Source organism: Kluyvera genomosp. 3 (assembly GCF_011765685.1).
Classification (GTDB): domain Bacteria; phylum Pseudomonadota; class Gammaproteobacteria; order Enterobacterales; family Enterobacteriaceae; genus Kluyvera; species Kluyvera georgiana_A.
The window spans coordinates 367,940-393,397 of the sequence record NZ_CP050321.1 but is presented as its reverse complement, the minus strand read 5'-3'; the positions used below and the strand labels follow the sequence as shown (position 1 = coordinate 393,397).

Below are 25,458 nucleotides of genomic sequence, written 5' to 3'. Positions count from 1 at the left end.
CAATAAAACTGAGAGGCAGTTCAAGGTTAGGCGGGCTAGCGGAAGGGAAATGGCGGCCACGGTTTGAAAACAGTCCGGGTAAGGCCGCCGTTCGCGATTAATGGCTCTTGCGCAGCAAATACTGATACGGCAGCGACGCGGTCTGCTGGGCAATCAGCTCATGTTCCATAAAGCGGCAAAAGCCGGGAATATCGCGCGTGGTGGCGGGATCGTCGGCGATAATCAGCAACGTTTCACCCACCGGCATCGTGCGTACGGTTTTACGCACCATCATTACCGGCTCCGGGCAGCGCAGCCCTTGCGCGTCTAAGGTATGATCGGGGCTGGAGAACAAATCGGTCATTATCATCTCGTCATCATAAAAAACGCGCCTAGTTTACGCCGACGGCGCGACGACGCAACCAGGTTAACGATTGCGCGAAAAACAACCATTGCAATGACGCACGAAAGCAGTATCATTCCGCCCCTGCAATGGGTTTGCAGATTATTGGGTTCCCTCACCCCAACCACTAAAAAGGTACAATATGACTCCCTTTACCTCCATACAGCGCCGCCATGCGCTGGTCTGGCTATCGCTATTCCATCTGCTGGTGATCACCTCCAGCAACTATCTGGTGCAGCTGCCGGTAACGATTTTCGGCTTCCACACCACCTGGGGCGCGTTTAGCTTTCCGTTTATTTTCCTCGCCACCGATCTCACCGTGCGCATTTTTGGCGCGCCGCTGGCTCGACGTATTGTCTTTGCGGTGATGATCCCGGCGCTGATGATCTCCTACGTGATTTCATCGCTGTTTTATATGGGCCAATGGCAGGGTTTTGGCGCGCTCGCGCACGTTAACCTGTTCGTCGCCCGTATCGCCGCCGCGAGCTTTATGGCCTATGCGCTGGGGCAGATCCTTGACGTTCACGTGTTCAACCGCCTGCGCCAGAACCGTCGCTGGTGGCTTGCGCCGACGGCTTCCACGCTGTTTGGCAACATCAGCGATACGCTGGCGTTCTTCTTCATTGCCTTCTGGCGCAGCACCGACCCGTTTATGGCCGACCACTGGGTGGAAATCGCCCTCGTCGACTACTGCTTTAAAGTGCTCATTAGCATTATTTTCTTCCTGCCGATGTACGGCGTACTGCTGAATATGCTATTGAAAAGGCTGGCAGATAAATCTGATTTGTCGGCAATGCAGCCAGGTTAAAGGTTCATTTGACGGGTTGTGTTAAGATAGGCGGATGAGCCGTTTATGGCTATTTAGCGAAAGGAAGAAGTCAATGCGCAAATTGGTGAAATATGTTGGTATTGGCCTGCTGGTGATGGGGCTTGCCGCCTGCGACAACAGCGATACCAGCACGCCGGCACAGGGTTCGGCAGCCGCCAGCGATGCTGCGGGTCAGTCGATTAACCTGCTGGACGGTAAGCTGAGCTTCACGCTGCCTGCCGGGATGACCGACCAGAGCGGTAAACTGGGCACCCAGAGCAACAACATGCACGTCTACTCGGATGCCACTGGCCAGAAAGCGATCATTGTTATCGTTGGCGATAGCACCAATGAAGAGCTGTCCGTGCTGGCAAATCGTCTGGAAGAACAACAGCGTAGCCGCGACCCGCAGCTACAGGTGGTGACCAATAAATCCATCGAGATGAAAGGCCACACGCTGCAGCAGCTTGATAGCATCATCTCTGCCAAAGGGCAGACCGCCTACTCTTCCGTAGTACTGGGCAAAATCGACAACAAACTGCTGACCCTGCAGGTGACGCTGCCAGCGGACAACCAGCAACAGGCGCAGGCTGATGCTGAGAAAATCATTAATACGCTGGTCATCAACTAATTTCGCTTGATGATCTCACGGCCTCTCGCGTGACTACGCCAGAGGCCGTTTTTTTAGCCGCCAGCCGAGCAGCAGCGCCACCGCCACCAGCCCCGCCGCCGCCAGATAGATTGTCGACACGCCCATCCATGCCATCATCAGCCCGGCCAGCGGCCCGGTGATGCCCAACGATAAATCCATAAATACGGTATAGGTCGCCAGCGCCGATCCCTGATTTTGCTGCGGCACGGCTTTTACCGCCACCACGCCCAGCGCCGGGAACACCAGCGAAAAGCCCGCGCCCGCCAGGAAAGTGCCAATCTTCGCCATCATTGGCGTCATCGCAATTCCTACCAGCAGTAGCCCCACCACCTCAACGGCAAAGCAAATCATCGCCACATTCAGTCCACCAAGGCGGTTAATGCCGTTCGGGAACAGCAGCCGTGTGCCGACAAACGCGCAGCTAAACAGAGTGAGCGCGAAGGCCGCGCCATCCCAGCCTTTGGCGTCATAGAACAGGGTGATAAAGGTGGCGATCACGCCAAATCCCGCGGAGGCCAGCGCCAGCGCCATACCGTAAGGCCAGACGCGCCCGAGTACCGCCCGGAAGGACATCGGTTTGCCCTTTTTCGCTTTCACTTCCTCACGCGGCAGCGCCGCCAGAATCGCCACGGCGGCGACGGCCATAATCGCCAGCGCTAGCCCCTGTAGGCCAATAAAGCGGTAACACAGCACGCCCAGCGGCGCGCCCATTGCCATCGCGCCGTAAGTGACGATACCATTCCAGGAGATCACCCGGCCAATATGCGGCGACCCGACGACGCCGACGCCCCACAGCGTCGAACCGGTACCTGCAAAGCTCTGCCCGATACCGAGGATCACGCGCCCCAGACACAGCAGCGCCAGGCTTATCAACGGCCAGCCGCCGCCAAACGCCGCCAGTAAATAGCTCAGCCCACTCAGGAAACAGCCGCAAAGGCCAAAAACAACGATTTTCTTCGGCCCTAGCTGGTCGGCATAACGCCCGGCATGAGGACGACTCAGCAAGGTAGCGAAGTATTGCAGGCTGATAACCAGACCGGCCCAGAAGGCGCTAAACCCCATCACATCATGAACATAACCAGGCAGCACCGCCAGCGGCAGGCCAATGGTGAGATAGCTGGCGAAGTTGAAGATCACGACGGAGACAATACGCAAATTGAGGCGCAGGCCGCTAAGCTGCGCCTCGGCGTCGGCCGCAGGCATAGATAATCCCTTATAGATGCAACAGAAATGGCATTATTGCACATTTTGTCGCCGGGAAGACGGCATTACCCGATTCGGACTACCGGCGAGGTGTCGGTTTGTTTGGCCAGAAGATGGTAATGACGCCGGCGATAATCACAATAACCCCCAGCAGGCCGCGCCACGAGAACGGCTCATGCCAGCCGGGCAGCAGAATCGCCGCAAGCCATACCACCATGTAGCTCAGGCTCAGCAGCGCGTAGGCTTTCGCCAGCGGCAGACGCTTGAGGGCGAAGAACCAGCAGGCCATCGAAGCCACGTAGCCCAGCAACCCCAGCAGCAGCGCCAGCGTGCCGGTGTCAAAATGCAGAAGATGCAGCAAAAAAGCCAGCGGCTGCGTCGCCGACGGTAGCGTGGTCATCGCCGCACGCAGCGTCAACTGCGCGGCGCTGACCAGCGCCACGCTCATCAATGCCCAGATAAGCCCCATCAGGCGCTGCTCCCCAGTAACGCAATGCCGACGATAATCAGCGCCACCCCGGCCCAATGGCGGCCGCTCACCGGCTCGCGCCAGATAAGACGCGCGGCCAGCGTCACCCAGACAAAGTTCAGGCTCAGCATCGGGTAGGCCACGCTGACCGGAATCTGCTGGAGCACCAGCAGCCACAGCAGCATGCCCAGCCCCAGCAGTGCCAGCGCCAGCCCGAGCCAGGTTAGCAGATGACGCCCGCGCAGCCCTTTACGGGCAGGGCGAGTCGCCTGTTTCTGACATAGCTGCCCGCCGCAGCTCAACAGGCTGGCGAGCAGCAGGCAGGCCCATGTGATCATTGCGGACGGTACTGAATAAAGACGGTGCGGCCCATGGCATATACCTCATCCGGTTTTGGCAGCGGCAGTTCGGCTAACTGTACGTCACGAGAGAGCAATAACACCAGCGAGATTGGCCCTTCCTGACGATGTGCCGCCAGCCACTGTGGGAAGTCTTCGGTAGAGACGAAGCTGCCTTTCGCGTCAGGGTAAGAGAGCCCATACTTCAGCTCTCCCTGCTGGCCGTACAACATCACATCGCTACGCTTCAGCTCCCAGGCCAGCCCGGCGGCTACGCCGACGCTGTTGCTCAGCACATAGCGGCTCGGCGCCAGCGACTCGCTAACAATATCCACCAGGAACTGCGGCTGCTTGCTGTTGGTCACGCGATCGGGAATCGCCATCCCCACCAGCAGCGCCAGCCCCAGCGGACAGAGCGCGGCAAGCTGCCAACGCTGTGCGCCCGGTTTAATCGATATCCAGCCCATCAGCGCCCAGAAGAAGAAGGCCACTGCCGCCAGTACGCATTTATACAGCTCAATCTGCATCCAGACCGGGTGTTTCATCGGCCCCCACGGTGAGACCACCGCGACCGCCACCAGGCCCACAACGCCGAAGACAATGTTGATGATGCCGTTCACCCGCAGCGCTTTCGAGCCGACTTTTGCCGCCTCAACCGCATAGCGCGCCATCAGCATCGCCAGCGGCGCGAAGCACGGCAGGATATAGGTCGGCAGCTTGCCCTTGGCGATACTGAAGAACAGGAACGGCATTACCACCCAGCCCAGCAGATAAAATGCGCCGCGTAACCCTTCTCGCTCCTGCCAGCCGCGCTTGAACGCGCCGGGTAGCAACGCCAGCCACGGCAGACTTCCCGCGACCAGGAACGGCAGGTAGTACCAGAACGGCGCTTTGTGCTGCGCGTCGCTCTGAGCAAAACGTTGAATATGTTCGACCCAGAAGAAGTAGCGCCAGAAGTCGCTTTCCCGCGCGGCGATGGCCAGCCCCCACGGCAGGACGGTCAGCACGCAAACCAGTACCGACAGCCAACCCCAGACCAGCACTTCCCGCCAGCGTTTCTGCGCAATGACCCACGGCAGCACGCCGATCACCGGCACCGCCAGGGCGAGGAAGCCTTTGGTCATGACCCCCATACCGCAGGCCACGCCCAGCAGCACGTAACCCCAGAAGCGTTCGCCAGTGGTCTTCGCCTGCGCCGCCAACCAGAAGCTGCACATGGCGAGCGTCATCCACAGGGTAATCATCGGGTCGAGCACCGCATAGGTGCCAATCCCGTAGACCAGGAACGCGGTTAAGAAGATGGCGCCGGAGAGCAGCGCCACTTTGCGATCCTGCCAGATTTTCCACGCCAGCCAGACCACCAGCAGCGCGGAAACGGTGATAGAAAACACCGCGCCAAAGCGTACCGCGAAGTTACTGTGACCAAATAGCCACTGCCCGATACTGTTAATCCAGTAGCCGGCAATCGGCTTTTCGAAATAACGTAGCCCCAGGAAATGCGGCACCACCCAATCACCGGTCGCCAGCATTTCGCGGCTGATTTCGGCATAGCGGGTTTCGTCCGGCTGCCACAGCAGCCGGAAGTTGAGCGGAACCAGGTAGTACAGAACAAACAATGCAGCTAACGAAATACCATAGCGAAGGGATTTCATACGTCTGAGCTCAAAAGTTGTTGGCAGCCTAGCCAGCCTTCACGACCGGCAATTTCTCCGCGCACCACCTTCCCAACCGGCAACTGACGGAAGTCATCCGGGAGAAGCTGGCCTAACGGGCAAAAACGAATTTCCTGCTGTGCCGCAAGGGTCAGCAGATAGTCAAACTGTTCGGCGTAGGCCCCCCCTTCCACCTCAGCATGAATGGTGTACACCGGCGTACCGGTATCCTGGCGAATACGCTCCAGCAGCCAACGATTGAAGCCTTCCGCACTGACCACGCTACCGACAACTTCATCCCAGGTGGGCAACGTCACCGGGATCTGTACGGTCGCCTTCTCGCCGTTACTGAGTTGCGGAATGAACGGTTGCGTGCCGCGGCAGTCGCTGTTGTAGAGAAATTCAAAAGACTCTTTCGCCTTCACCACACGCTGGTCAGCGCGCCAGCCCGCCACCGCCGAGCAGGTGACCGGATGACCAATAATCGTCTCCAGCGCAGACAGGCCACGGCCAATTTCGTCAATCAGCTGCTGCTCGTTCCACATGCCGCTCCACTGCTGCCAGCGGTGATGATCCCAGGCATGCAGCCCCACCTCATGTGTCTGCGCAACGCTACGGATAATCTCCGCGTTGGCTTCGCCAATAATACGCCCCGGCCACGCCGTCCCGGCCAGCAGAATGTCCCAGCCATACAGCGATGCCGCGCGTGAGCGCAGCATCTTCCACAAGAACTTCGGCTTTACCAGGCGCCACAGGTGGCGCCCCATGTTATCCGGCCCGACGCTGAAGAAAAAACTGGCCTGTACGCGGTGCTTTTTCAGCACCGCCATCAGCCTTGGCACCCCTTCGCGAGTACCGCGAAAGGTGTCGACATCAACGCGCAAACCTACTTTTTTCATGATGGTTTTTCATCCGTCAGTTCAACCGTGCGCAGGAAGAAGTCCAGCGTTTCTTCAACGGTCTGCTGCATTTCCACCGTCGGCTGCCAGTCGAGGAGGCGTTTCGCATTGCGAATGCTCGGCTTACGATGCTCAACGTCCTGATAACCTTTACCGTAGTAGTCGCTACTTTCCACTTCACGGAAGCCGGCAAACGGCGGGAAGCGGTCGCGCAGCGGATGACGCTCAAAGCAGTCGAGCAGCATTTCAGCCAGCTCTTTAATGCTCGCCTCGTTGTCCGGGTTACCAATGTTGATAATCTGCCCATCGCAGCGGCCGTCTTTGTTCTCAATGATGCGGAACAGCGCTTCAATACCGTCGCTGATGTCGGTGAAGCAGCGTTTTTGTTTGCCGCCTTCAATCAGTTTGATCGGCGAACCTTCCACCAGGTTGAGGATCAACTGGGTGATAGCCCGAGAGCTGCCGATACGCGCAGCGTTGAGGTTATCCAGACGCGGCCCCATCCAGTTAAACGGACGGAACAGGGTAAACTTGAGGCCAGTTTTGTCACCGTAAGCCCAAATCACGCGGTCCAATAGCTGTTTGGAGACCGAGTAGATCCAGCGCTGTTTGTTGATCGGCCCGACCACCAGGTTAGAGTTATCTTCATCAAAGTTGGCATCGGTACACATGCCGTACACTTCGGAGGTGGACGGGAAGATAATACGCTTGTTGTACTTCACGCAGTCGCGGATGATCTTCAGGTTCTCTTCGAAGTCCAGCTCGAACACGCGCAGCGGGTTACGGGTGTACTCGATAGGCGTCGCAATCGCCACCAGCGGCAGCACCACGTCGCATTTCTTGATGTGGTATTCGATCCACTCAGAGTGAATGCTGATATCGCCTTCCACAAAGTGGAAGCGCGGGCAGTCGAGGAAGCGGCTGATGGCGTCAGAGCCGATATCCAGGCCGTAAATCTCGTAGCTATCATCGGCCAGCAGGCGTTCGGTCAGGTGGTTACCGATAAAGCCGTTCACACCCAGAATCAGCACGCGGGTACGGCGTTTAACGGCCACAAACGGACGGCTGGAGAGCAACGCGCCCGCCACCAAACCCAGCGCCGGCGCCAGCTGAGCGCCCTGCATATAAACGCCGTTAGCGCTCTGACCGGTAACGATTTCCAGCGCGCCTTCACCGCAGGCAACCACCAGCGGCGCGACGGACAGAACGGTACCCGGCTTCGCGGCTTCCATGTCAGTACGCACACGAGATTTCCAGACGATAAATTTGTTGGTGCCGACATAGCCAAACGCGCCCGGCCACGGATCGCTCACCGCACGCACCAGGTTATGCAACGCCTGAGCCGGTTTTTCCCACTCCAGGCGGCCATCTTCCGGGGTACGACGACCGACGTAGGTCGCCTGCGAATGATCCTGCACACGCTCGTCGGTCTGGCCGCTGCGAATTTTCGCCAGCGCATCGCCAAGCAGCGTCTGGGACGCTGCGCACAGCTTACGGTGCAACGTCAGCGCCACGTCAGAGTCAGCAATCGCTACGCTCTGCTGGGCCACAATATCCCCCGCGTCCGCGCGGTTGGTCATACGGTGCAGCGTCACGCCGGTCTCTTTCTCACCGTTCACCAGCACCCAGTTCAGCGGCGCGCGACCCCGGTATTTCGGCAGCAGCGAGCCGTGCAGGTTGAACGCCCCTTTCGGCGCCAGATTGAGGATCTCGTCGCTGAGCAAGTTGCGGTAATAGAAGGAGAAAATCACTTCCGGCGCCATCGCGCGGATGCGCTCCACCCACAGCGGGTGGTTGACGTCTTCCGGCGCGTAAACGGTAATACCCTGCTCAGCCGCCAGACGGGCAACAGAGCCGAAGAAGTTATTCTCACCCGCGTTGTCCGGGTGAGTGAAGATCGCCTCGATGTCGTATCCGGCATCCAGCAGTGCCTGAATACCGGTGCAACCCATGTCGTGATAGGCAAATACAACAGCTTTCATTAACGATTTTCCTCTTCAGAATCCAGATTTTCCTGGCGAACAACACGTTGAATAAAGTAGCGGGGGCGGGCACGCACATCGTTGTAGATGCGGCCGATATACTCCCCAAGCAGGCCCATGCCGATAAACTGGGCGCCGATAAACATGAACAGAATGGCGAATAGCATGAACACGCCGTCCCCCGCCCATTCCGGACCGAGCACCAGGCGCAGCACGACCAGCAGAATGGAGAAGGCAAAGCCCAGCACCGCAATCACGCTGCCGACCACGCTTAACAGACGCAGCGGCGTGGTGGTCAAGCAGGTCACCAGGTCGTACATCAGGTTAATCAGGCGCATAAAGCTGTATTTCGAGTCACCGAACTCACGCTCGGCGTGCAGCACCGGAATCTCCACGGCGCGGCGGGCGAAGGTATTCGCCAGAATAGGAATAAAAGTGCTGCGCTCATGGCAGTTGAGCATCGCGTCGACAATATGGCGGCGATAGGCGCGCAGCATGCAGCCGTAGTCGCCCATCGCTTTCCCGGTGGTCCGTTGGATCAGACGGTTAATCATCTTCGAGGCGGTTTTACGGAAGATACTGTCCTGACGGTTCTGCCGCACAGTACCCACCACGTCGTAGCCTTCGTCGGCTTTTTCGACCAGGCGCGGGATCTCTTCCGGCGGGTTTTGCAGGTCGGCATCGAGGGTGATGATCAGATCGCCGGTAACGTGGCTAAAGCCCGCCATAATTGCCGAATGCTGGCCGTAGTTGCGGTTTAACAGCACCGCCACAATGTGGCTTTCCGGCGCTTCTGCCGCTTCAACCAACATGCGCGCGGAGTCGTCGCTGCTGCCGTCGTCGACCAACAAAATTTCATAGTCACGATTCAGGGTCGCGCAGGCAGCGTCGGTACGGCGAATCAGCTCCGGCAGGCTGTCCTGCTCGTTATAGACCGGTATCACGACGGAGACTTTCTTGACTAACGGGTACTCAAACATATCAACGGCCTGCTAGCTGATGGAGCGCCGTAATGACACGGGTGGTGTCGTCATCGGTCATATCCGGGAAAAGAGGTAATGAACAGATACGTGCGCTGTTCCATTCGGTATTCGGTAGCGAGAGTTCAGGGAAACGCTCGCGGTAGTATTTCTGCGTATGCGCCGCACGGAAGTGCAGCCCGGTACCAATACCTTGTGCTTTGAGTTGTTCCATTAGCGCATCACGGCTGATGCCGCAGCGCTGTTCGTCCACGCGAATAATAAACAGATGCCAGGCGTGCAGATGCGGCCAGCTCGGTACGGCCAGCGGCTGGAACGGGGTATCCGCCAGTTCCTGCACGTAACGCTGAGCGATATCACTACGGCGCTGATTGGCCTGCCCTAATTTGCCCAGTTGAACCAGCGCCAGTGCGGCATTGATATCGGCGAGGTTGTACTTAAAGCCCGGGCTAATCACTTCTGCCTGCGGGGCGCGGCCGTGGGTCTGACGGTCATAGGCATCAACGCCAAGACCGTGGAACTTGAGGCTACGAATGCGGTTGGCCAGCTGTTCATCGTCGGTGACAATCAGCCCACCCTCGGCGCTGGTCATGTTTTTGATGGCATGGAAGGAGAAAATCGCCGTTCCCTGCGCGCCGACATGCAGGCCCTTATAGTAGGTACCCGCCGCATGCGCCGCGTCTTCAATCACCGGAATGCCGTGACGCTCCGCCACTGCGCGAATGCCGTCAATATCAGCAGGCGCACCCGCGTAGTGCACGGGAATAATGGCTTTCGTACGGGGAGTAATAGCGGCTTCAATGACTTCAGGCGTCACCATCAGGTTGTCGCGATCGACATCGATCATCACCGGGGTCGCCCCCAGCAGGACGATCATATTCAGCGTCGAAACCCAGGTTTGAGAAGGGGTGATGACTTCATCGCCGGGACCGATGCCCAGCGCCATCAGCGTGACGTGCATACCGCCGGTTGCCGAGCTGACGGCGATTGAAAAACGGTTCCCCGTTAGCGAGCAGAACGCCTCTTCCAGCGCCTGGTTTTTTGGCCCGGTGGTGATCCAACCGGATTGCAGCACTTCCTTGAGTGCTGCGAACTCCGCCTCACCCATAGAAGGGCGGGAAAACGGCAGAAAATCACTCATGAATGTTCCTTACCCTATTACGCAAATGAGCGAAGCTGGCTCATCAATCAATTATTCGAGCGTTGTTTTTGTTTAAAAACAGCAATGGATAACGTGATATTCAAACCGACAACATTCGATGACGGTAAAAGTATCAATGTTATCTTAGGATAAGATTAAGAAACTTGTGGCGAGAGGCACAATAAATACTAACTAAACGAAATCAATAGATTACACCTCTATTAATTCATATGATTTGTATGTAAAAAGCGCCCAGGTTACATCGTAACCTGGGCGCTGATTCACATTATTCAACGTTCACTCAACAAAGGATTTATAATCAGAATAAATTAACCTTCGTTGAATATTAGTGTAATAAAAAATATTCAGGACAGTATTAATACTTAGCGTAAATTCGCCGGGAAATCTTTCGGTAATTCACTGGCAGCACAATCAATCACGCTATCGTTATTCGCCCCACAGTCGCGAACGAAGGTAATGGTAGCGAATTCATCAATCACCTCAGTCGGATACGCTGGGCCCGCATCACGATACGAATTCATCAGCGGGATGTGATCGTTCTGGAAGCAGACGGTTTTTTCCGGATTGTTGATGACCCAACGCGGGAAGAAAATGGTGCCATGGAACAGTTTGTCGCCGAGGTTCACAATCAGGCTGACATCGGTACCGGTCGGTTCGGTCCAGGAAATTTTATATACGCTCTCACCCACACGGACGATGTAGGCCTGCTGGTCTTTGACCCAACGATTCGCCACGATACCGCTGTGGATACGGTAATCCAGAGTGTTGTCGTTTTTCACATAAATTTCGTAGTTCCAGCCATTGTCATAGGTGTAGACCAGATGTTTACCCACGAAGCCGCTCAAATCATGTTTATCAAAGTTGCTCATAATCAAATCTCCTTGTGTCGATGCAGAGATCTTATTGCTTTAAAAAATAAATGAATAACGCTATGCTTGAATTAAATTCATCTAATTTTTAAATCAATCATGCACAAAACCACCCTTGAACAGTGGGCGCTACTGGAAAAGGTAGTCGAACTGGGCAGTTTTGCGAAAGCCGCGGAAGAGACGCACCGCAGCCAGTCGTCGGTCAGCTATAACCTGTCGCTGCTGCAGGAGCGGCTGGGCGTGGCCTTGCTGGTCCCCGAAGGTCGCCGCGCGGTGCTGACTCCGGCGGGCGAGCTATTGCTGGGCCAGGTGAAGCCGCTGCTCAAAGCCTTTGCCTGGGTAGAAACTCGTGCCGCCACGTTACGTGAAGGCACGCGCACGCGGCTGGATTTGGTGGTCGACAGCATTTTCCCGCGTCAGAGACTGTTCGCCATTCTGCGCCAGTTTCAGCAGCGCTACCCGCAAACGCAGGTACGGCTAACCGAGGTGCTGGAGAACGCCAACGACGCCGATAACGTGCAAGCGGAGGCGGACGTGATGGTGCTTACGCGCCGTCAGGATATTACCGGCCGCGGGGAATGGTTGATGAATATCGATTTTGTCGCCGTCGCACATCGGGATCACCCTGTGTTTCAGCAGCCAGGTCCGCTTAGCGACGAACAGTTGCGCCCCTGGCCGCTGATCCGCATTGCCGACAGCGATAGCAGCCGCCAGGAGACGCACGATGCGTGGACCTTCTCAACGATTGATGCCGCCATTGATGCCGTATTGTATCAGGTGGGATATGGCTGGTTGCCGGAGGAGAGAATCCAGGAGGAACTGGCGCAGGGAATATTAAAGCCGCTGCCGCTAAATCATGGCGTACGCCGCGCAACGCCGCTGCATCTGATCGTCAAACGAGATTTAGCCCCGCTCGACGAACAGGTGGAGATGCTGCTGAAGCTGTTTAGCCAGCAGCATTAATACGTTTACTCCGCCAGCGCCTGCGCACAAGCCCAGGCGCTCGACCACGCCCACTGGAAGTTATAGCCGCCCAGCCAGCCGGTAACATCCATCACTTCACCGATAAAATACAGACCTGGCGCTTTCTTCGCTTCCATGGTGCGCGAAGAGAGTTCGTTGGTATCCACACCGCCGAGGGTTACTTCCGCCGTACGGTAGCCTTCGGTGCCGTTCGGCTGAACGCGCCAGTTTGTCAGCGTCTCAACCAGCGTCTGCTGCTCACGTATATTAAGCTGCTTAAGGGTCACGTCGGGAACCTGGCCCAACTGTTGCAGACACTCCACCAGACGCTTCGGCAGCTGCATCGCCAGCGTATTTTTCAGGCTCTGGTTCGGATGCTCGGCGCGCTGCGCATCAAGGAAGTCCGCGAGATCGATGTCGGGCAGCAGATTGATGGTGACGAATTCGCCCGCCTGCCAATAGCTCGAAATTTGCAGCACTGCCGGGCCAGACAGGCCGCGGTGGGTGAAAAGCAGACTTTCGCGGAACACCGTGCCGTCTTCAGCGGTAATCACCGACGGGACGGAGACGCCGGACAATACCTGAAACTGCTCCAGCATCGGCTTATGCAGGGTAAACGGCACCAGCCCGGCGCGAGTCGGAAGCACCTTCAGGCCGAACTGTTCGGCAATTTTATAGCCGAACGGCGAAGCGCCCAGCCCCGGCATCGACAGGCCGCCGCTGGCAATCACCAGTTTATCGGCAGCCACGGTATCGCCATTGAGCTGTAAGGTGTAGCCCTGCTCGTCACGAGAGACGTTGAGGATTTCGCTGCGCAGACGCATCGTGACATTGCCCTTCTCGCATTCCGCCACCAGCATCGCGACAATTTGCTCGGCAGAATCATCGCAGAAGAGTTGACCGAGGGTCTTTTCATGCCAGGCAATGCCGTGCTTGCCGACCATGTCGATAAAGTCCCACTGGGTATAACGCGCGAGGGCAGATTTACAAAAATGCGGGTTTTGGCTGAGATAGGCCGCGGGTTCGACATAAAGGTTAGTAAAATTACAACGGCCGCCGCCGGACATCAGGATTTTACGCCCCGGTTTTTTACCGTTATCCAACAGCAACACGCGGCGGCCTGCCTGCCCGGCCATGGCTGCACAAAACATTCCTGCCGCTCCGGCACCCACTACAATGGCATCAAACCTTTCCACGCACTATCCTCAACATAGGTATTGTCGGGAAGTGTAAATTTTTCATGGATGTCATACCAGTGAAATCTCGACAAAGCCGACTTATCTGATTGATACAAGGGAAATATTTATTTTCAACCATTTAACGAATACGGATAAATATCAAAAAAAGTCGAGATTTCACTTTGCCCGCGCCGCCAATGTCCCTGATAATGCCGCGCGTTCATGTCCTCAAAATGGCGTAACGTCCTATGTTACATTTGTTTGCTGGCCTGGATTTACATACCGGGCTGTTGTTAGTTCTGGCGCTGGTGTTTGTTCTGTTCTACGAAGCGATTAACGGCTTCCACGATACGGCAAACGCTGTTGCCACCGTAATTTATACCCGTGCCATGCGCTCACAGCTTGCTGTTGCGATGGCCGCAATCTTTAACTTCCTCGGCGTTCTGTTGGGCGGTCTGAGCGTAGCCTATGCGATTGTGCATATGCTGCCGACGGATCTTCTGCTCAATATGGGCTCCGCGCACGGCCTCGCCATGGTCTTTTCCATGCTGCTGGCGGCCATCATCTGGAACCTTGGCACCTGGTATTTCGGTCTGCCTGCTTCCAGCTCCCACACGCTGATCGGCGCGATCATCGGTATTGGTTTAACCAATGCGCTGATGACCGGCACTTCAGTGGTTGAGGCGCTCAACATCCCGAAAGTGATTAACATTTTCGGTTCGTTGATTATCTCGCCTATCGTGGGTCTGGTTGTTGCGGGTGGTCTGATTTTCCTGCTGCGCCGTTACTGGAGCGGTACTAAAAAACGCGCCCGTATCCACCTGACCCCTGCTGAACGTGAAAAGAAAGACGGTAAGAAAAAACCGCCGTTCTGGACGCGTATCGCTCTGATTCTCTCCGCCATTGGCGTGGCGTTCTCCCACGGCGCCAACGACGGTCAGAAAGGCATTGGTCTGGTCATGCTGGTCCTGATTGGCGTCGCTCCGGCAGGTTTCGTAGTCAATATGAACGCTTCCGGCTACGAAATCACCCGTACCCGCGATGCGGTCAACAACGTTGAAACCTTCTTCCAGCAGCGCCCAGATTTGCTGCTGAAAGTGGCAAGCAACGCTGAAAAGCTGACCCCGGAAGCCGAGGCTGCCGTTGAGTTTCACTGCCATCCGGCGAACACCATCAACGCGCTTGATCGCGCTAAAGCGATGCTGACCAACGTTGAGAGCTATGACAGCCTCTCCGTAGAACAGCGTGGCCAGCTGCGTCGTATCATGCTCTGCATCTCTGATACCACCGATAAAGTGGCGAAGATGCCGGAAGTCAGCGGCGATGACCAACGTCTGTTGAAGAAACTGAAAACCGACATGCTGAGCACCATCGAGTACGCGCCTGTCTGGATTATCATGGCCGTCGCGCTGGCTCTGGGTATCGGTACAATGATCGGCTGGCGTCGCGTGGCGACCACCATCGGTGAGAAAATCGGTAAGAAGGGCATGACCTACGCCCAGGGGATGGCAGCGCAGATGACCTCTGCGGTCTCCATAGGTCTGGCAAGCTATACAGGGATGCCGGTATCCACCACCCACGTCCTGTCGTCTTCCGTTGCGGGGACCATGGTCGTTGACGGCGGCGGTCTGCAACGAAAAACCGTGACCAATATCCTGATGGCCTGGGTCTTCACGCTGCCAGCGTCGATCCTGCTGTCCGGCGTGCTGTACTGGCTGTCTCTGAAGCTTATCTAAGCGCGTTTGGCACAAACAGAAAACGGGTCAGGAAACTGGCCCGTTTTTTTTACTCAGTGCCAAATCATCAGGGCGATTAAGCTAATCACCACCAGGCCACACAGGGAACTGGTCAAAATAAACTGACGACGAACCCGGTCACAGCGGCGAATAAACTCATCATCATGATGATCGCGATACCGCTGCCCGTAGATATACCAGACCAGGCGTATTTGTTTGCCCGGCTGACCGTGCGAGGTAAAGAAACCACCGCCGTCCACATACTGATAAAGCAAGGGATCGCAACCACGTAGTACAACCAATAATGCACGCAACGATGAGAAGTAGCGTGCCATATTTACCACACAAACGACACACAGGGCCCAAAACAGCGCAATCGTGCTGATCATAACTCCTCCCCGGCGACCAGTCCTCGGAGACCCCAGGACATCTCGCTCCCCAATAACCCACCAACACCTCAGTAAAAGAGTGCGATTCAGATCACGTTTATTTATCCGAACGGCTCATTAAATAGTGTAGGAGATCAGTTAAATTTTTTACCACAAGGTTAATCGTTATCAATACGTAAGATGGAAAAATTTGTTTAACTAATTGGCGAACCGGATGCATTGACGGCGCCCCAAGGCCGCTATAAGGTAGAAATATCTTCTACAATTAGGTCTTTAAGGGCAAACCCCGCGCAAGTCGCACGCAGGACGCGGGCAAGGGACAGCGCATGGGCTGTCTGGTCCAACAGTCATCGACAACTTTATGGAAGGAGTAACACCATGGCTTACAAACACATTTTGATCGCGGTCGACCTTTCCCCAGAGAGCAAAGTTCTGGTGGAAAAAGCGGTATCAATGGCTCGCCCCTACAATGCAAAAGTTTCGCTGATTCACGTCGACGTAAACTATTCCGATCTCTACACCGGGCTTATCGACGTTAATCTTGGCGATATGCAGAAGCGCATTTCCGAAGAAACCCATCACGCACTGACTGAACTGTCCACGAACGCGGGCTACCCGATCACCGAAACCCTGAGCGGTAGCGGCGACCTGGGTCAGGTGCTGGTTGATGCGATTAAGAAATACGATATGGACCTGGTGGTTTGTGGTCATCATCAGGACTTCTGGAGCAAGCTGATGTCATCTGCACGCCAGCTTATCAACACAGTCCACGTCGATATGCTGATTGTTCCGCTGCGCGACGACGAAGAAGAATAACTCTCGCGTTGAGCATCGTGAAACGCCTGCGCAAGCAGGCGTTTTTATTTCTATTAACCCGAAATTACTCCGCCGTTCCGGCATAAATATCAAAGCGATGTCCTTTGGTCACCACCGCGTTCGGCGTTGCCACGTCCGCCAGCGGCGGCGCGTAGTCCGGCCGCTTCACCACCACGCGTTTGGTGGCTAACCGGCGCGCCGGTTCAAGCAGGCCATCCGCGTCGAGATCCGGCCCCACCAGCGACTGAAACACGCGCATCTCTTTTTTCACCAGCGCGCTTTTCTGCTTGTGCGGGAACATCGGGTCGAGATAGACCACCTGTGGGCGTGGGGTAATATCGGTTAACGCCGTCAGGCTTGAGGCGTGAATCAGCTGTAAACGTTCCTGCAACCACGGGCCAATTTCCGCATCGGCATAGCCACGCGCCAGGCCGTCGTCGAGCAGCGCGGCAACCACCGGATTACGCTCCAGCATCCGCACGCGGCAGCCAACAGAGGCCAGTACAAATGCATCGCGCCCCAGCCCGGCGGTGGCATCAACCACGTCCGGCAGGTAATCGCCTTTGATGCCGACGGCTTTCGCCACCGCTTCGCCGCGACCGCCACCAAACTTGCGCCGGTGCGCCATCGCCCCGCCGACAAAATCGACAAAGATGCCGCCGAGCTTCGGCTCGTCGCGTTTGCGCAGCTCCAGGTGCTCCGGCGTCATCACCAGCGCCATCAGGTTGTCATCATCGTGCTCAAGCCCCCAGCGGGCGGCCAGAACAGATAAGGCGCCGTCTCCGGCGCCCGTTTCATCCAATAAACAAATTTTCACGCGAACAATCAGCCCTTGATGCCGTAATGCGCCAGCATGGCATCGAGCTGCGGTTCACGGCCACGGAAGCGTTTGAACAGCGCCATTGGCTCTTCGGAACCGCCACGGGTCAGGATGTTATCGAGGAACGACTGACCGGTTTCACGGTTGAAGATGCCTTCTTCTTCAAAGCGAGAGAACGCATCCGCGGCCAGCACGTCGGCCCACAGATAGCTGTAGTAACCCGCTGCATAACCGCCGGCAAAGATGTGGCTGAAGGCGTGCGGGAAGCGGCCCCAGGTTGGGCCCGGCACCACGGCGACCTGTTTCTTAATTTCCGCCAGCGTCTCGAGGACTTTCGCCCCCTGCTGCGGGTTGTACTGCGCGTGCAGGCGGAAGTCGAACAGGCCGAACTCCAGCTGGCGCAGGATAAACAGCGCGGCCTGATAGTTTTTCGCCGCCAGCATTTTATCCAGCAGTTCCTTCGGCAGCGGTTCGCCGGTTTCATAGTGGCCGGAGATAAACGCCAGCGCTTCCGGCTCCCAGCACCAGTTTTCCATAAACTGGCTCGGCAACTCGACCGCATCCCATGGCACCCCGCTGATGCCGGAAACACCGGCCGTTTCAATGCGGGTCAGCATGTGGTGCAGACCGTGACCAAATTCGTGGAACAGGGTGATCACTTCGTCGTGGGTGAACAGCGCCGGTTTGCCGTTCACCGGACGGTTAAAGTTACAGGTCAGATAGGCAACCGGTTTTTGCAGCGTGCCGTCGGTTTTACGCATCTGGCCGACGCAGTCATCCATCCACGCCCCGCCGCGTTTGTGTTCACGGGCGTACAGGTCAAGGTAGAAGCTGCCGCGCAGTTCGTTGCTTTCATCGTACAGCTCGAAGAAACGCACTTCCGGGTTCCAGACGTCAACGTCGGTACGCTCTTTTGCGGTGATACCGTAAATACGTTTTACTACTTCAAACAGGCCATTAACGGCTTTGTTTTCAGGGAAGTACGGGCGCAGCTGTTCGTCGCTGATGCTGTACAGATGCTGTTTTTGTTTCTCGCTGTAGTAAGCGATATCCCACGGCTGCAGCTCATCAACGCCAAATTCGGCTTTGGCGAAAGCACGCAGCTGGGCCAGCTCTTTTTCACCCTGCGGACGGGCGCGTTTCGCCAGATCGGTCAGGAAGTCGAGCACCTGCTGCGGGTTTTCCGCCATTTTGGTGGCGAGTGATTTAAAGGCGTAGCTTTCGAAGCCCAGCAGCTGTGCCAGCTCGTGACGCAGCGCAAGAATCTCTTCCATCACCGGGGTGTTGTCCCACTTACCGGCGTTCGGCCCCTGGTCTGAGGCGCGAGTGGAGTAGGCGCGATACAGCTCTTCACGCAGAGCCTGGTTGTCACAGTAGGTCATGACCGGCAGGTAGCTCGGGATATCCAGGGTCAGCAGGTAACCTTCCTGCTCTTTGGCTTCGGCCTGGGCCTTCGCTGCCGCCAGCGCGCTTTCCGGCATCCCGGCCAGCTCGCTTTCGTCCGTCACCAGCTTGCTCCAGCCCATGGTGGCGTCGAGCACGTTGTTGCTGTACTGGTTGCCCAGCTCGGACAGACGAGCGGCGATTTCGCCGTAGCGCTGCTGTTTCTCTTTCGGCAGGCCGATCCCGGACAGTTCGAAATCACGCAGCGCGTTATCGACCGCTTTTTTCTGCGCTACGCTCAGGGTGGCGTAGTTGTCGCCGTCGCGCAGGTCGCGGTAAGCCTTGTACAGCCCCTCATGCTGGCCAACCCAGGTGCTGTATTCCGACAGCAGCGGCAGCGTCTGCTCGTAGGCCTCACGCAGTTCCGGGCTGTTTTTGACCGAGTTTAAGTGGCTAATTGGCGAGAAAATACGCCCCAGAACATCGTCCACTTCCGCCAGCGGCTGGCAGAGGTTTTCCCAGCTATATGGCGCGCCCTGTGCGACTACACGCTCCACATTCTCGCGACAGTCGTTCAGTGCTTTAGTGACAGCAGGGACAACATGTTCGGGCTGAATCCGGGAAAACGGCGGTAGTTCGAAAGGGGTCAGTAATGGATTGGTCATATGCGCTGTCCTGGTCTAAGAAAGAAATGAAGCGCTCAACGGCGCTTTAGCGATAGATCTAGAATGGGGGATAGTTGGGGGAATTTCAATGATAGCGCCGGAGGTTATCCTCTTAACGGGTGATAGCGGTAATCTCGGCGGATCTGCGGTAAACTATCGGTTATCTTGTTTAATTCCCGGAATATCCGCATCCATGCTCAGTTATCGCCACAGCTTTCACGCAGGCAACCACGCCGACGTCCTCAAACACACCGTTCAGAGTCTGATCATTGAATCACTGAAAGAGAAAGAGAAGCCGTTTCTCTATCTGGACACCCACGCTGGCGCAGGCCGCTATCAGCTGAGCGGCGAGCATGCCGAAAAGACCGGGGAATACCTGGAAGGCATCGCCCGCATCTGGCAACAGGACGATCTGCCTGAAGAGCTGGTGCCGTATATTTCGGTGGTTGAGCACTTCAACCGCAGCGGCCAACTGCGTTACTACCCTGGTTCTCCGCTGATTGCCCGCCAACTGCTGCGTGAGCAGGACAGCCTGCAAATGACCGAGCTGCACCCGAGCGACTTCCCGCTGCTGCGTTCTGAATTCCAGAAAGATAACCGCGCCCGCGTAGAACGCGCCGACGGCTACCAGCAGCTCAAGGCGAAGCTGCCGCCAGCCTCCCGCCGCGGCTTGATTCTGATCGACCCGCCGTACGAAATTAAAACCGACTATCAGGCAGTAGTGAGCGGCATCAGCGAAGGCTACAAGCGTTTTGCTACCGGCACCTATGCGCTGTGGTACCCGGTGGTGCTGCGTCAGCAAATTAAACGCATGATCCACGACCTCGAAGCGACCGGCATTCGCAAAATTCTGCAAATTGAGCTGGCGGTTCGTCCGGACAGCGACCAGCGCGGCATGACCGCCTCCGGTATGATCGTCATCAACCCGCCGTGGAAGCTGGAAGCACAAATGAACAACGTGCTGCCGTGGCTGCACAGCAAGCTGGTTCCAACAGGCATCGGTCATACGCTGGTGAACTGGATCGTGCCGGAGTAATCGCAGGCATCGGTGGAACCTATCAGTTTCAGGTATACAATCGCGAGTATTTTGGCGGGGAGCATGAGGCTCACCCGCTCAACATTGAACGTTTGAGGAGCGGCCATGACCAAACATTACGACTACATCGCCATTGGCGGCGGCAGCGGCGGTATCGCCTCAATCAACCGTGCGGCCATGTACGGCCAGAAGTGCGCGCTGATTGAAGCCAAAGATCTGGGCGGTACCTGCGTTAACGTCGGCTGCGTGCCGAAAAAAGTGATGTGGCATGCCGCGCAGATTCGCGAAGCGATTCATATGTATGGCCCGGACTACGGTTTCGACACCACCATCAATAACTTTGATTGGGACAAACTGGTTGCCAGCCGCACCGCGTACATTGACCGTATCCATACCTCTTACGACAACGTGCTGGGTAAGAATAAAGTTGATGTGATCAAAGGCTTTGCGCGCTTCGTCGATGCCAAAACCATCGAAGTGAACGGCGAGACGATCACTGCCGATCATATCCTGATCGCCACCGGCGGCCGCCCAAGCCATCCGAACATTCCGGGCGTGGAATACGGTATCGACTCCGACGGTTTCTTCGAACTTCCGGCGCTGCCGAAGCGCGTGGCCGTGGTGGGCGCAGGCTATATCGCCGTTGAGCTGGCGGGCGTCATTAACGGCCTGGGCGCGGAAACTCACCTGTTCGTGCGTAAACACGCGCCGCTGCGCAGTTTCGACCCGTTAATCGTCGAGACGCTGGTTGAGGTGATGAACGCCGAAGGCCCGCAGTTGCACACCAACGCCATTCCAAAAGCGGTGGTCAAGAATGCCGACGGCAGCCTGACGCTGGAGCTGGAAGACGGCCGCAGCCAGACCGTCGACTGCCTGATTTGGGCGATTGGCCGCGAACCGGCAACCGATAACTTCAACCTCGCGGTAACCGGCGTGGAAACCAACGATAAAGGCTATATCGTCGTTGATAAATTCCAGAATACCAACGTGCCGGGCATTTATGCCGTAGGTGATAACACCGGCGCCGTTGAGCTGACGCCGGTCGCGGTCGCCGCTGGCCGTCGTCTGTCTGAGCGTCTGTTTAACAACAAGCCAGACGAGCATCTGGACTACAGCAACATCCCGACCGTGGTCTTCAGCCATCCACCGATCGGTACCGTTGGCTTAACCGAGCCGCAGGCACGTGAGCAGTACGGCGATGATGCTGTGAAGGTCTATAAATCCTCCTTCACCGCCATGTACACCGCCGTCACCTCTCACCGTCAGCCATGCCGTATGAAGCTGGTCTGCGTTGGCCCGGAAGAGAAAATTGTCGGTATTCACGGCATCGGCTTCGGCATGGATGAAATTCTGCAAGGCTTTGCCGTGGCGCTGAAAATGGGCGCGACCAAGAAAGACTTCGACAATACCGTGGCGATTCACCCTACTGCCGCGGAAGAGTTTGTCACCATGCGCTAAGACGCGGGAGCCGAACGACAAAAGCCAGACGAAAGTCTGGCTTTTTTTATGACGCGTCATCGGGAAGCGCCGATAATCAGAACCGCCAGCTTACCCCGGTCAGCAGCGTAAAGCTGTCATCCCTGTCGACCATCGGGCTGTTTTTAATTTCATCCGGCAGTACGCTATAACTGGCGTTGGCCAACAGCATCAGGTTGCGGGTCAGCGGGTATTTCAACGTCAGCCCCACGTACGGCATCCAGCTATCCCCGGGCGATCGCGCCGCCAAACCGCTACGGCGGGACTCAGCCCCCGACACGCCATAGTAGTAACGGTTAAAGCTGTCATCATAGTAATAGACGCCCACGGCAGGCGTAATAGACAGAGCTCCTAACGGCAACACGCGGAACCAGGACAGTTCACCCACCCAACCGTTGCTGTTATCCAGCACATCCGCTGCCGCGGACAGCTTCAGGCTCCCCCACTTCTCATGGTGATACCATGCCGCACCGGCCATCGCAGTACTGTTACGCTTGTCCAACTGCTTCATGGCGCGATCGTCGTTATCCGACGGGTCAAACGTCAGCGGCAGCCATGATGCCGTCAGGCTGACCTCGTCACGTTTGTCTTTAAACAACGCGTAGCCTAATGTGGTCTGACGAATATAAAAAGAATTGCCTTCGTAATTTATAATAGGTACCGCATGGGTATTTTCATTATATCCGCGATAAACCGACTCATTATATATTACACCGGCACCAACAGATAAATTCTCTGCCGTGGCATTTGCGATAAATGAGAGTGACAGAAGCAACATCGCCGTACGCTTAATTGACATTCCTGAGGTTCCAACCTAATATCATATCCTGATAGCAAATATGATAATGGTCGTATTTATATCGCTGCAATCTCAATATTTATATAGCACTATATCAACTTATATATACAGAGCCAGGTGATGAAAAAACTCCAGATTAAACCACAGGAATTAAAAATAATTTCGGTGATTGCAGCCAGCGAAAACGTCAGCCATGCCGCCACTATACTCGGGATGGCGCAGGCCAACGTAAGCAAGTATCTTGCTGATGTTGAATCAAAAATTGGTTTAAAGATCTTTGAGCGCACTTCCCGAAAGCTGTCGTTAACGCGTTTTGGCGAGTCGTTACTGCCCTACGTCAACGACCTGTTGGAGAAGGAAAATCAGCTGAATAATTTCATCTCTGATTATAAGCATGAGAAAAATGGCCGCGTCACCATTTACTCGCCAACGATGATTAACGCCTATTTAGCGAAAAATGTGGTCAACACAATTAAAGATATTGGCAACATTACGCTTAGTCTAAAAACCTTTAACCTTGAACGTAAATCCTTCTACGAAGGTTCCGATTTTCCAGAAGATTGCGATATATTACTTTCCTGCGTGGGTCCAAAAAATGAATCACTGGTTGCCAACTTTATTACGAAATATGCGGTCAGCGCCTATGCCAGCACACAATACCTCAAGGAACATCCGCTTAACTCTCCAGAAGAACTTGAACAACACTCCTGCATCCTGCTGGATTCGATGATGATTGATGATGCTAATATCTGGCGGTTTAGCCTTGCGGGCAGCCAGGAAGTGCGGGATTTTCGTGTCAAAGGCCACTACGTTTGCGATAACAGCCAGTCAGCGTTGGAGCTGGCGCGGCATGGTTTAGGCATCGTCTTTGCGCCTAAAAATAGCGTACAGGCAGACATTCAGGCCGGTGTGTTAGCCCCTTGCTTTGCCGAACAATACGAGTGGTGGCTGGATCTGGTCGCTATCTACCGCAAGCGTGAATATCAGCCATGGCGGGTTCAGTTTATCCTCAATGAGGTACTGGAAGAGATTCGCCGTCAGGTGGCATAGCCCGACAAGCGACACAGGCAGACTATCCGCGGAAGAGCGTTTATCGATTTTATACTTCATCCTTTGAGCTCTACCGCGAATCACCGACTTTCCTCAGATCTGTTCAACTTACTTTCTTCATATTAAAAATGGGATACTCAGGGAAAATAACCCGCATTAATTATATTAATAACCAATAATAAGTATAGACGAAGTACTTTATTATTGACGTTTTACAATCACGCCATCGCATCCGAAATATGTTATTTTGTTAGCGCACTTAATTAATGCAATTGCCAGATTACCCATCCTATATAGACATAAACATGCGCACGACATAACCATTCGCGCCGCTATAGATTACATTCAGGATAGGGCGCTTCGCGCGCTGCGGATACCAAAGATGACGAATATCGCTACCTCTCTGGAAGAAAAATCACTGCTGATTTTCAACCACCTCAATAAAATGGATAAATTCTGGAATACCTATTCCATGGAGCTTATCACCAAAATCACCGCCTCCGAGCGCATGTATCATCACCAAATTCAACCCAGCGAAAAAGGTCGCTTAAGCATCAGCGTATTTAGCGGTGTTAATATTAATATCATCCGCTCATGCATGTTTGGTGAAATCCAGATCCAGTTTGAGGTCGAATCCGGGACGTTGGGGCGTATTGAGCTCCCGCCAGCCTGTATCGACGTGCATGGCAATCTTGATCGCTGCATTCCCGTTCAGGATAAAACCGGGGTGTTTACGCACTATCTCGAACGCCTGCAGGTGGTCTACGACACCCTTTTAGCGCTGTCAGCAGAAAAGGCGTAAACCATGATCGTCAGGCCAGAGCAAAGCTGGCTGCGTAAATTATTCTCATGGCGCGGCTCCATCATGCGAAAAATCTCGCCTCAGCTTTGCTTCTTTATCATGCTCAACATCGCCTATCTGTTTGTGCTGCCGCTATTGCACCTGCACGGCATTATGGCAAAGGAAAGCTCGTTCTACTTTATTGGTATCTCTATTTCGATATCGGTGTTTCTTGGCTTTCGCAATAACACGGCGTGGCTTCGCTACTGGGAAGCTCGCAAGCTGTGGGGAGATTTGCTGATTGTCAGCCGCTCGTTAATGCGTGAAGTTATTAACACCACCAATACCAGCGCAGAAGAGAAAAAAGTGGTGCTGGATTTGATCGTCACCTACTGCACCACGCTGAAAGCCAAGCTGCGCCACGGACCGGTGCCGATTTCCCGGGCGCTGGACTACCAGCACCTTACTACGCCCTGCAACGCGCTGCTGCAAAACGTGGGGCAGTGGCTGTATCAGCATCGACCAAATGATTTTGTGTACCGCAATTTCAACCACTATCTGAATCAGATGAGTACCATTCAGGGCGGCTGCGAGCGCATCAGCAACACGCCAATCCCTTATGCCTATTCGCTGCTGCTGCATCGTACGGTAGGGATTTTTTGCGCCGTGTATCCGCTGCTGCTGATTCACGACTTTGGCGTTTTGACGCTGCTATTTTCCATTTTCACCACCTACGCGCTGCTGGCCCTCGACGCGATTGCCACTGAGCTGGAAGACCCTTTTGGTACGGAAGATAACGACTTGCCGCTCAATGCCATTTGCAACGCGATAGAGATAGATCTGCGGGAGATGGTCAAAGACAGCCTCATCCCGCCAAAACTGAAACCGGACGCGCACTATCGTCTGCTGTAATCGCATTGCGTGACGCGAGATGCGTGGAGGTTACGGGGTGTACCATCCGTCCCATCGC

25 protein-coding genes are annotated in these 25,458 nt (G+C 55.5%); 10 read left to right on the top strand and 15 right to left on the bottom strand.

Going from position 1 to position 25,458, the window contains the following annotated elements; translation table 11 throughout:
• Window positions 1-97: 97 nt before the first annotated feature.
• Window positions 98-343, bottom strand: a complete 246-nt coding sequence (gene tusA, locus GY169_RS01835; RefSeq protein WP_163446782.1) for a sulfurtransferase TusA — start codon at window positions 341-343, stop codon at window positions 98-100.
• A 181-nt stretch (window positions 344-524) separates the two neighbouring features.
• Here tusA and GY169_RS01830 point away from each other — a divergent pair, with 181 nt between their 5' ends.
• Window positions 525-1,190, top strand: coding sequence for a 7-cyano-7-deazaguanine/7-aminomethyl-7-deazaguanine transporter (locus GY169_RS01830; protein WP_167574884.1), 666 nt, complete (start codon window positions 525-527; stop codon window positions 1,188-1,190).
• Window positions 1,191-1,263: 73 nt separating this feature from the next.
• The gene (locus GY169_RS01825; RefSeq protein WP_065356415.1) at window positions 1,264-1,821 is read left to right on the top strand and encodes a DcrB family lipoprotein; all 558 of its coding nucleotides are present in this window, start codon (window positions 1,264-1,266) and stop codon (window positions 1,819-1,821) included.
• A gap of 33 nt (window positions 1,822-1,854) precedes the next feature.
• Here the strand turns inward: GY169_RS01825 and GY169_RS01820 are convergent, their stop codons facing one another.
• From GY169_RS01820 to GY169_RS01780, 9 genes are all read right to left on the bottom strand, one after another.
• Window positions 1,855-3,045, bottom strand: coding sequence for an MFS transporter (locus tag GY169_RS01820; RefSeq protein ID WP_167574883.1), 1,191 nt, complete (start codon window positions 3,043-3,045; stop codon window positions 1,855-1,857).
• A gap of 79 nt (window positions 3,046-3,124) precedes the next feature.
• On the bottom strand, window positions 3,125-3,514 hold the full coding sequence (gene arnF / locus GY169_RS01815; protein ID WP_163446788.1) for a 4-amino-4-deoxy-L-arabinose-phosphoundecaprenol flippase subunit ArnF: 390 nt from the start codon (window positions 3,512-3,514) through the stop codon (window positions 3,125-3,127).
• A complete protein-coding gene (arnE, locus tag GY169_RS01810; protein WP_167574882.1) occupies window positions 3,514-3,852 on the bottom strand; it encodes a 4-amino-4-deoxy-L-arabinose-phosphoundecaprenol flippase subunit ArnE in 339 nt (112 codons plus the stop codon). Before arnE ends, arnF begins: the two co-directional genes overlap by 1 nt.
• Window positions 3,849-5,504, bottom strand: coding sequence for a lipid IV(A) 4-amino-4-deoxy-L-arabinosyltransferase (gene arnT / locus GY169_RS01805; RefSeq protein WP_163446792.1), 1,656 nt, complete (start codon window positions 5,502-5,504; stop codon window positions 3,849-3,851). The genes arnE and arnT overlap by 4 nt, the downstream gene beginning before the upstream one ends.
• On the bottom strand, window positions 5,501-6,403 hold the full coding sequence (gene arnD, locus GY169_RS01800) for a 4-deoxy-4-formamido-L-arabinose-phosphoundecaprenol deformylase (RefSeq protein WP_167574881.1): 903 nt from the start codon (window positions 6,401-6,403) through the stop codon (window positions 5,501-5,503). Before arnD ends, arnT begins: the two co-directional genes overlap by 4 nt.
• Entirely contained in the window at window positions 6,400-8,385 is a 1,986-nt protein-coding gene (arnA, locus tag GY169_RS01795; protein ID WP_167574880.1) for a bifunctional UDP-4-amino-4-deoxy-L-arabinose formyltransferase/UDP-glucuronic acid oxidase ArnA, read from the bottom strand. The genes arnD and arnA overlap by 4 nt, the downstream gene beginning before the upstream one ends.
• Complete coding sequence (arnC, locus tag GY169_RS01790; protein ID WP_167574879.1) at window positions 8,385-9,365, bottom strand: undecaprenyl-phosphate 4-deoxy-4-formamido-L-arabinose transferase; 981 nt, start codon at window positions 9,363-9,365, stop codon at window positions 8,385-8,387. Before arnC ends, arnA begins: the two co-directional genes overlap by 1 nt.
• A 1-nt stretch (window position 9,366) precedes the next feature.
• Window positions 9,367-10,506, bottom strand: coding sequence for a UDP-4-amino-4-deoxy-L-arabinose aminotransferase (gene arnB / locus GY169_RS01785; RefSeq protein ID WP_167574878.1), 1,140 nt, complete (start codon window positions 10,504-10,506; stop codon window positions 9,367-9,369).
• Window positions 10,507-10,889: 383 nt separating this feature from the next.
• A complete protein-coding gene (locus GY169_RS01780) occupies window positions 10,890-11,396 on the bottom strand; it encodes a phenolic acid decarboxylase (RefSeq protein WP_064541301.1) in 507 nt (168 codons plus the stop codon).
• Between the two features lie 99 nt (window positions 11,397-11,495).
• Here GY169_RS01780 and GY169_RS01775 point away from each other — a divergent pair, with 99 nt between their 5' ends.
• Window positions 11,496-12,359: a LysR family transcriptional regulator gene (locus GY169_RS01775; RefSeq protein WP_167574877.1), complete on the top strand. Its 864-nt coding sequence runs from the start codon at window positions 11,496-11,498 to the stop codon at window positions 12,357-12,359.
• Between the two features lie 5 nt (window positions 12,360-12,364).
• Here GY169_RS01775 and GY169_RS01770 read toward each other — a convergent pair whose 3' ends face one another.
• Window positions 12,365-13,555 carry an NAD(P)/FAD-dependent oxidoreductase gene (locus tag GY169_RS01770; RefSeq protein WP_167574876.1) on the bottom strand — a complete coding sequence of 397 codons (1,191 nt, stop codon included), beginning with the start codon at window positions 13,553-13,555 and terminating at the stop codon, window positions 12,365-12,367.
• A gap of 230 nt (window positions 13,556-13,785) precedes the next feature.
• Here GY169_RS01770 and pitA point away from each other — a divergent pair, with 230 nt between their 5' ends.
• Window positions 13,786-15,273, top strand: coding sequence for an inorganic phosphate transporter PitA (gene pitA / locus GY169_RS01765; RefSeq protein WP_163446808.1), 1,488 nt, complete (start codon window positions 13,786-13,788; stop codon window positions 15,271-15,273).
• 53 nt (window positions 15,274-15,326) lie between these two features.
• Here the strand turns inward: pitA and uspB are convergent, their stop codons facing one another.
• Window positions 15,327-15,662 (bottom strand): universal stress protein UspB, encoded by a 336-nt coding sequence (uspB, locus tag GY169_RS01760; protein WP_064541289.1) that lies wholly within the window; start codon window positions 15,660-15,662, stop codon window positions 15,327-15,329.
• A gap of 378 nt (window positions 15,663-16,040) precedes the next feature.
• Between uspB and uspA the strand changes: the two genes are divergently transcribed.
• Complete coding sequence (gene uspA, locus GY169_RS01755) at window positions 16,041-16,478, top strand: universal stress protein UspA (RefSeq protein ID WP_064541286.1); 438 nt, start codon at window positions 16,041-16,043, stop codon at window positions 16,476-16,478.
• Window positions 16,479-16,542: 64 nt separating this feature from the next.
• On the opposite strand, the gene rsmJ is transcribed toward uspA, so the two are convergent.
• Both rsmJ and prlC read right to left on the bottom strand, forming a co-directional pair.
• Window positions 16,543-17,295 carry a 16S rRNA (guanine(1516)-N(2))-methyltransferase RsmJ gene (gene rsmJ / locus GY169_RS01750; RefSeq protein WP_064541283.1) on the bottom strand — a complete coding sequence of 251 codons (753 nt, stop codon included), beginning with the start codon at window positions 17,293-17,295 and terminating at the stop codon, window positions 16,543-16,545.
• 8 nt (window positions 17,296-17,303) lie between these two features.
• Window positions 17,304-19,346 (bottom strand): oligopeptidase A, encoded by a 2,043-nt coding sequence (gene prlC, locus GY169_RS01745; protein ID WP_167574875.1) that lies wholly within the window; start codon window positions 19,344-19,346, stop codon window positions 17,304-17,306.
• Window positions 19,347-19,539: 193 nt separating this feature from the next.
• On the opposite strand from prlC, the gene GY169_RS01740 reads away from it, so the two are divergent.
• On the top strand, window positions 19,540-20,382 hold the full coding sequence (locus GY169_RS01740; RefSeq protein ID WP_064541271.1) for a 23S rRNA (adenine(2030)-N(6))-methyltransferase RlmJ: 843 nt from the start codon (window positions 19,540-19,542) through the stop codon (window positions 20,380-20,382).
• A gap of 105 nt (window positions 20,383-20,487) precedes the next feature.
• Window positions 20,488-21,840, top strand: a complete 1,353-nt coding sequence (gorA, locus tag GY169_RS01735; RefSeq protein WP_167574874.1) for a glutathione-disulfide reductase — start codon at window positions 20,488-20,490, stop codon at window positions 21,838-21,840.
• 76 nt (window positions 21,841-21,916) lie between these two features.
• Here gorA and GY169_RS01730 read toward each other — a convergent pair whose 3' ends face one another.
• Window positions 21,917-22,657: a MipA/OmpV family protein gene (locus GY169_RS01730; RefSeq protein ID WP_167574873.1), complete on the bottom strand. Its 741-nt coding sequence runs from the start codon at window positions 22,655-22,657 to the stop codon at window positions 21,917-21,919.
• Between the two features lie 120 nt (window positions 22,658-22,777).
• Between GY169_RS01730 and GY169_RS01725 the strand changes: the two genes are divergently transcribed.
• The 3 genes from GY169_RS01725 to GY169_RS01715 all read left to right on the top strand — a co-directional run bounded on the left by GY169_RS01725 (window position 22,778) and on the right by GY169_RS01715 (window position 25,400).
• Complete coding sequence (locus tag GY169_RS01725; protein WP_167574872.1) at window positions 22,778-23,707, top strand: LysR family transcriptional regulator; 930 nt, start codon at window positions 22,778-22,780, stop codon at window positions 23,705-23,707.
• Between the two features lie 382 nt (window positions 23,708-24,089).
• Window positions 24,090-24,509 carry a hypothetical protein gene (locus GY169_RS01720; protein ID WP_167574871.1) on the top strand — a complete coding sequence of 140 codons (420 nt, stop codon included), beginning with the start codon at window positions 24,090-24,092 and terminating at the stop codon, window positions 24,507-24,509.
• A gap of 3 nt (window positions 24,510-24,512) precedes the next feature.
• Window positions 24,513-25,400, top strand: a complete 888-nt coding sequence (locus GY169_RS01715; RefSeq protein ID WP_167574870.1) for a bestrophin family protein — start codon at window positions 24,513-24,515, stop codon at window positions 25,398-25,400.
• The last annotated feature ends 58 nt before the right edge of the window (window positions 25,401-25,458 follow it).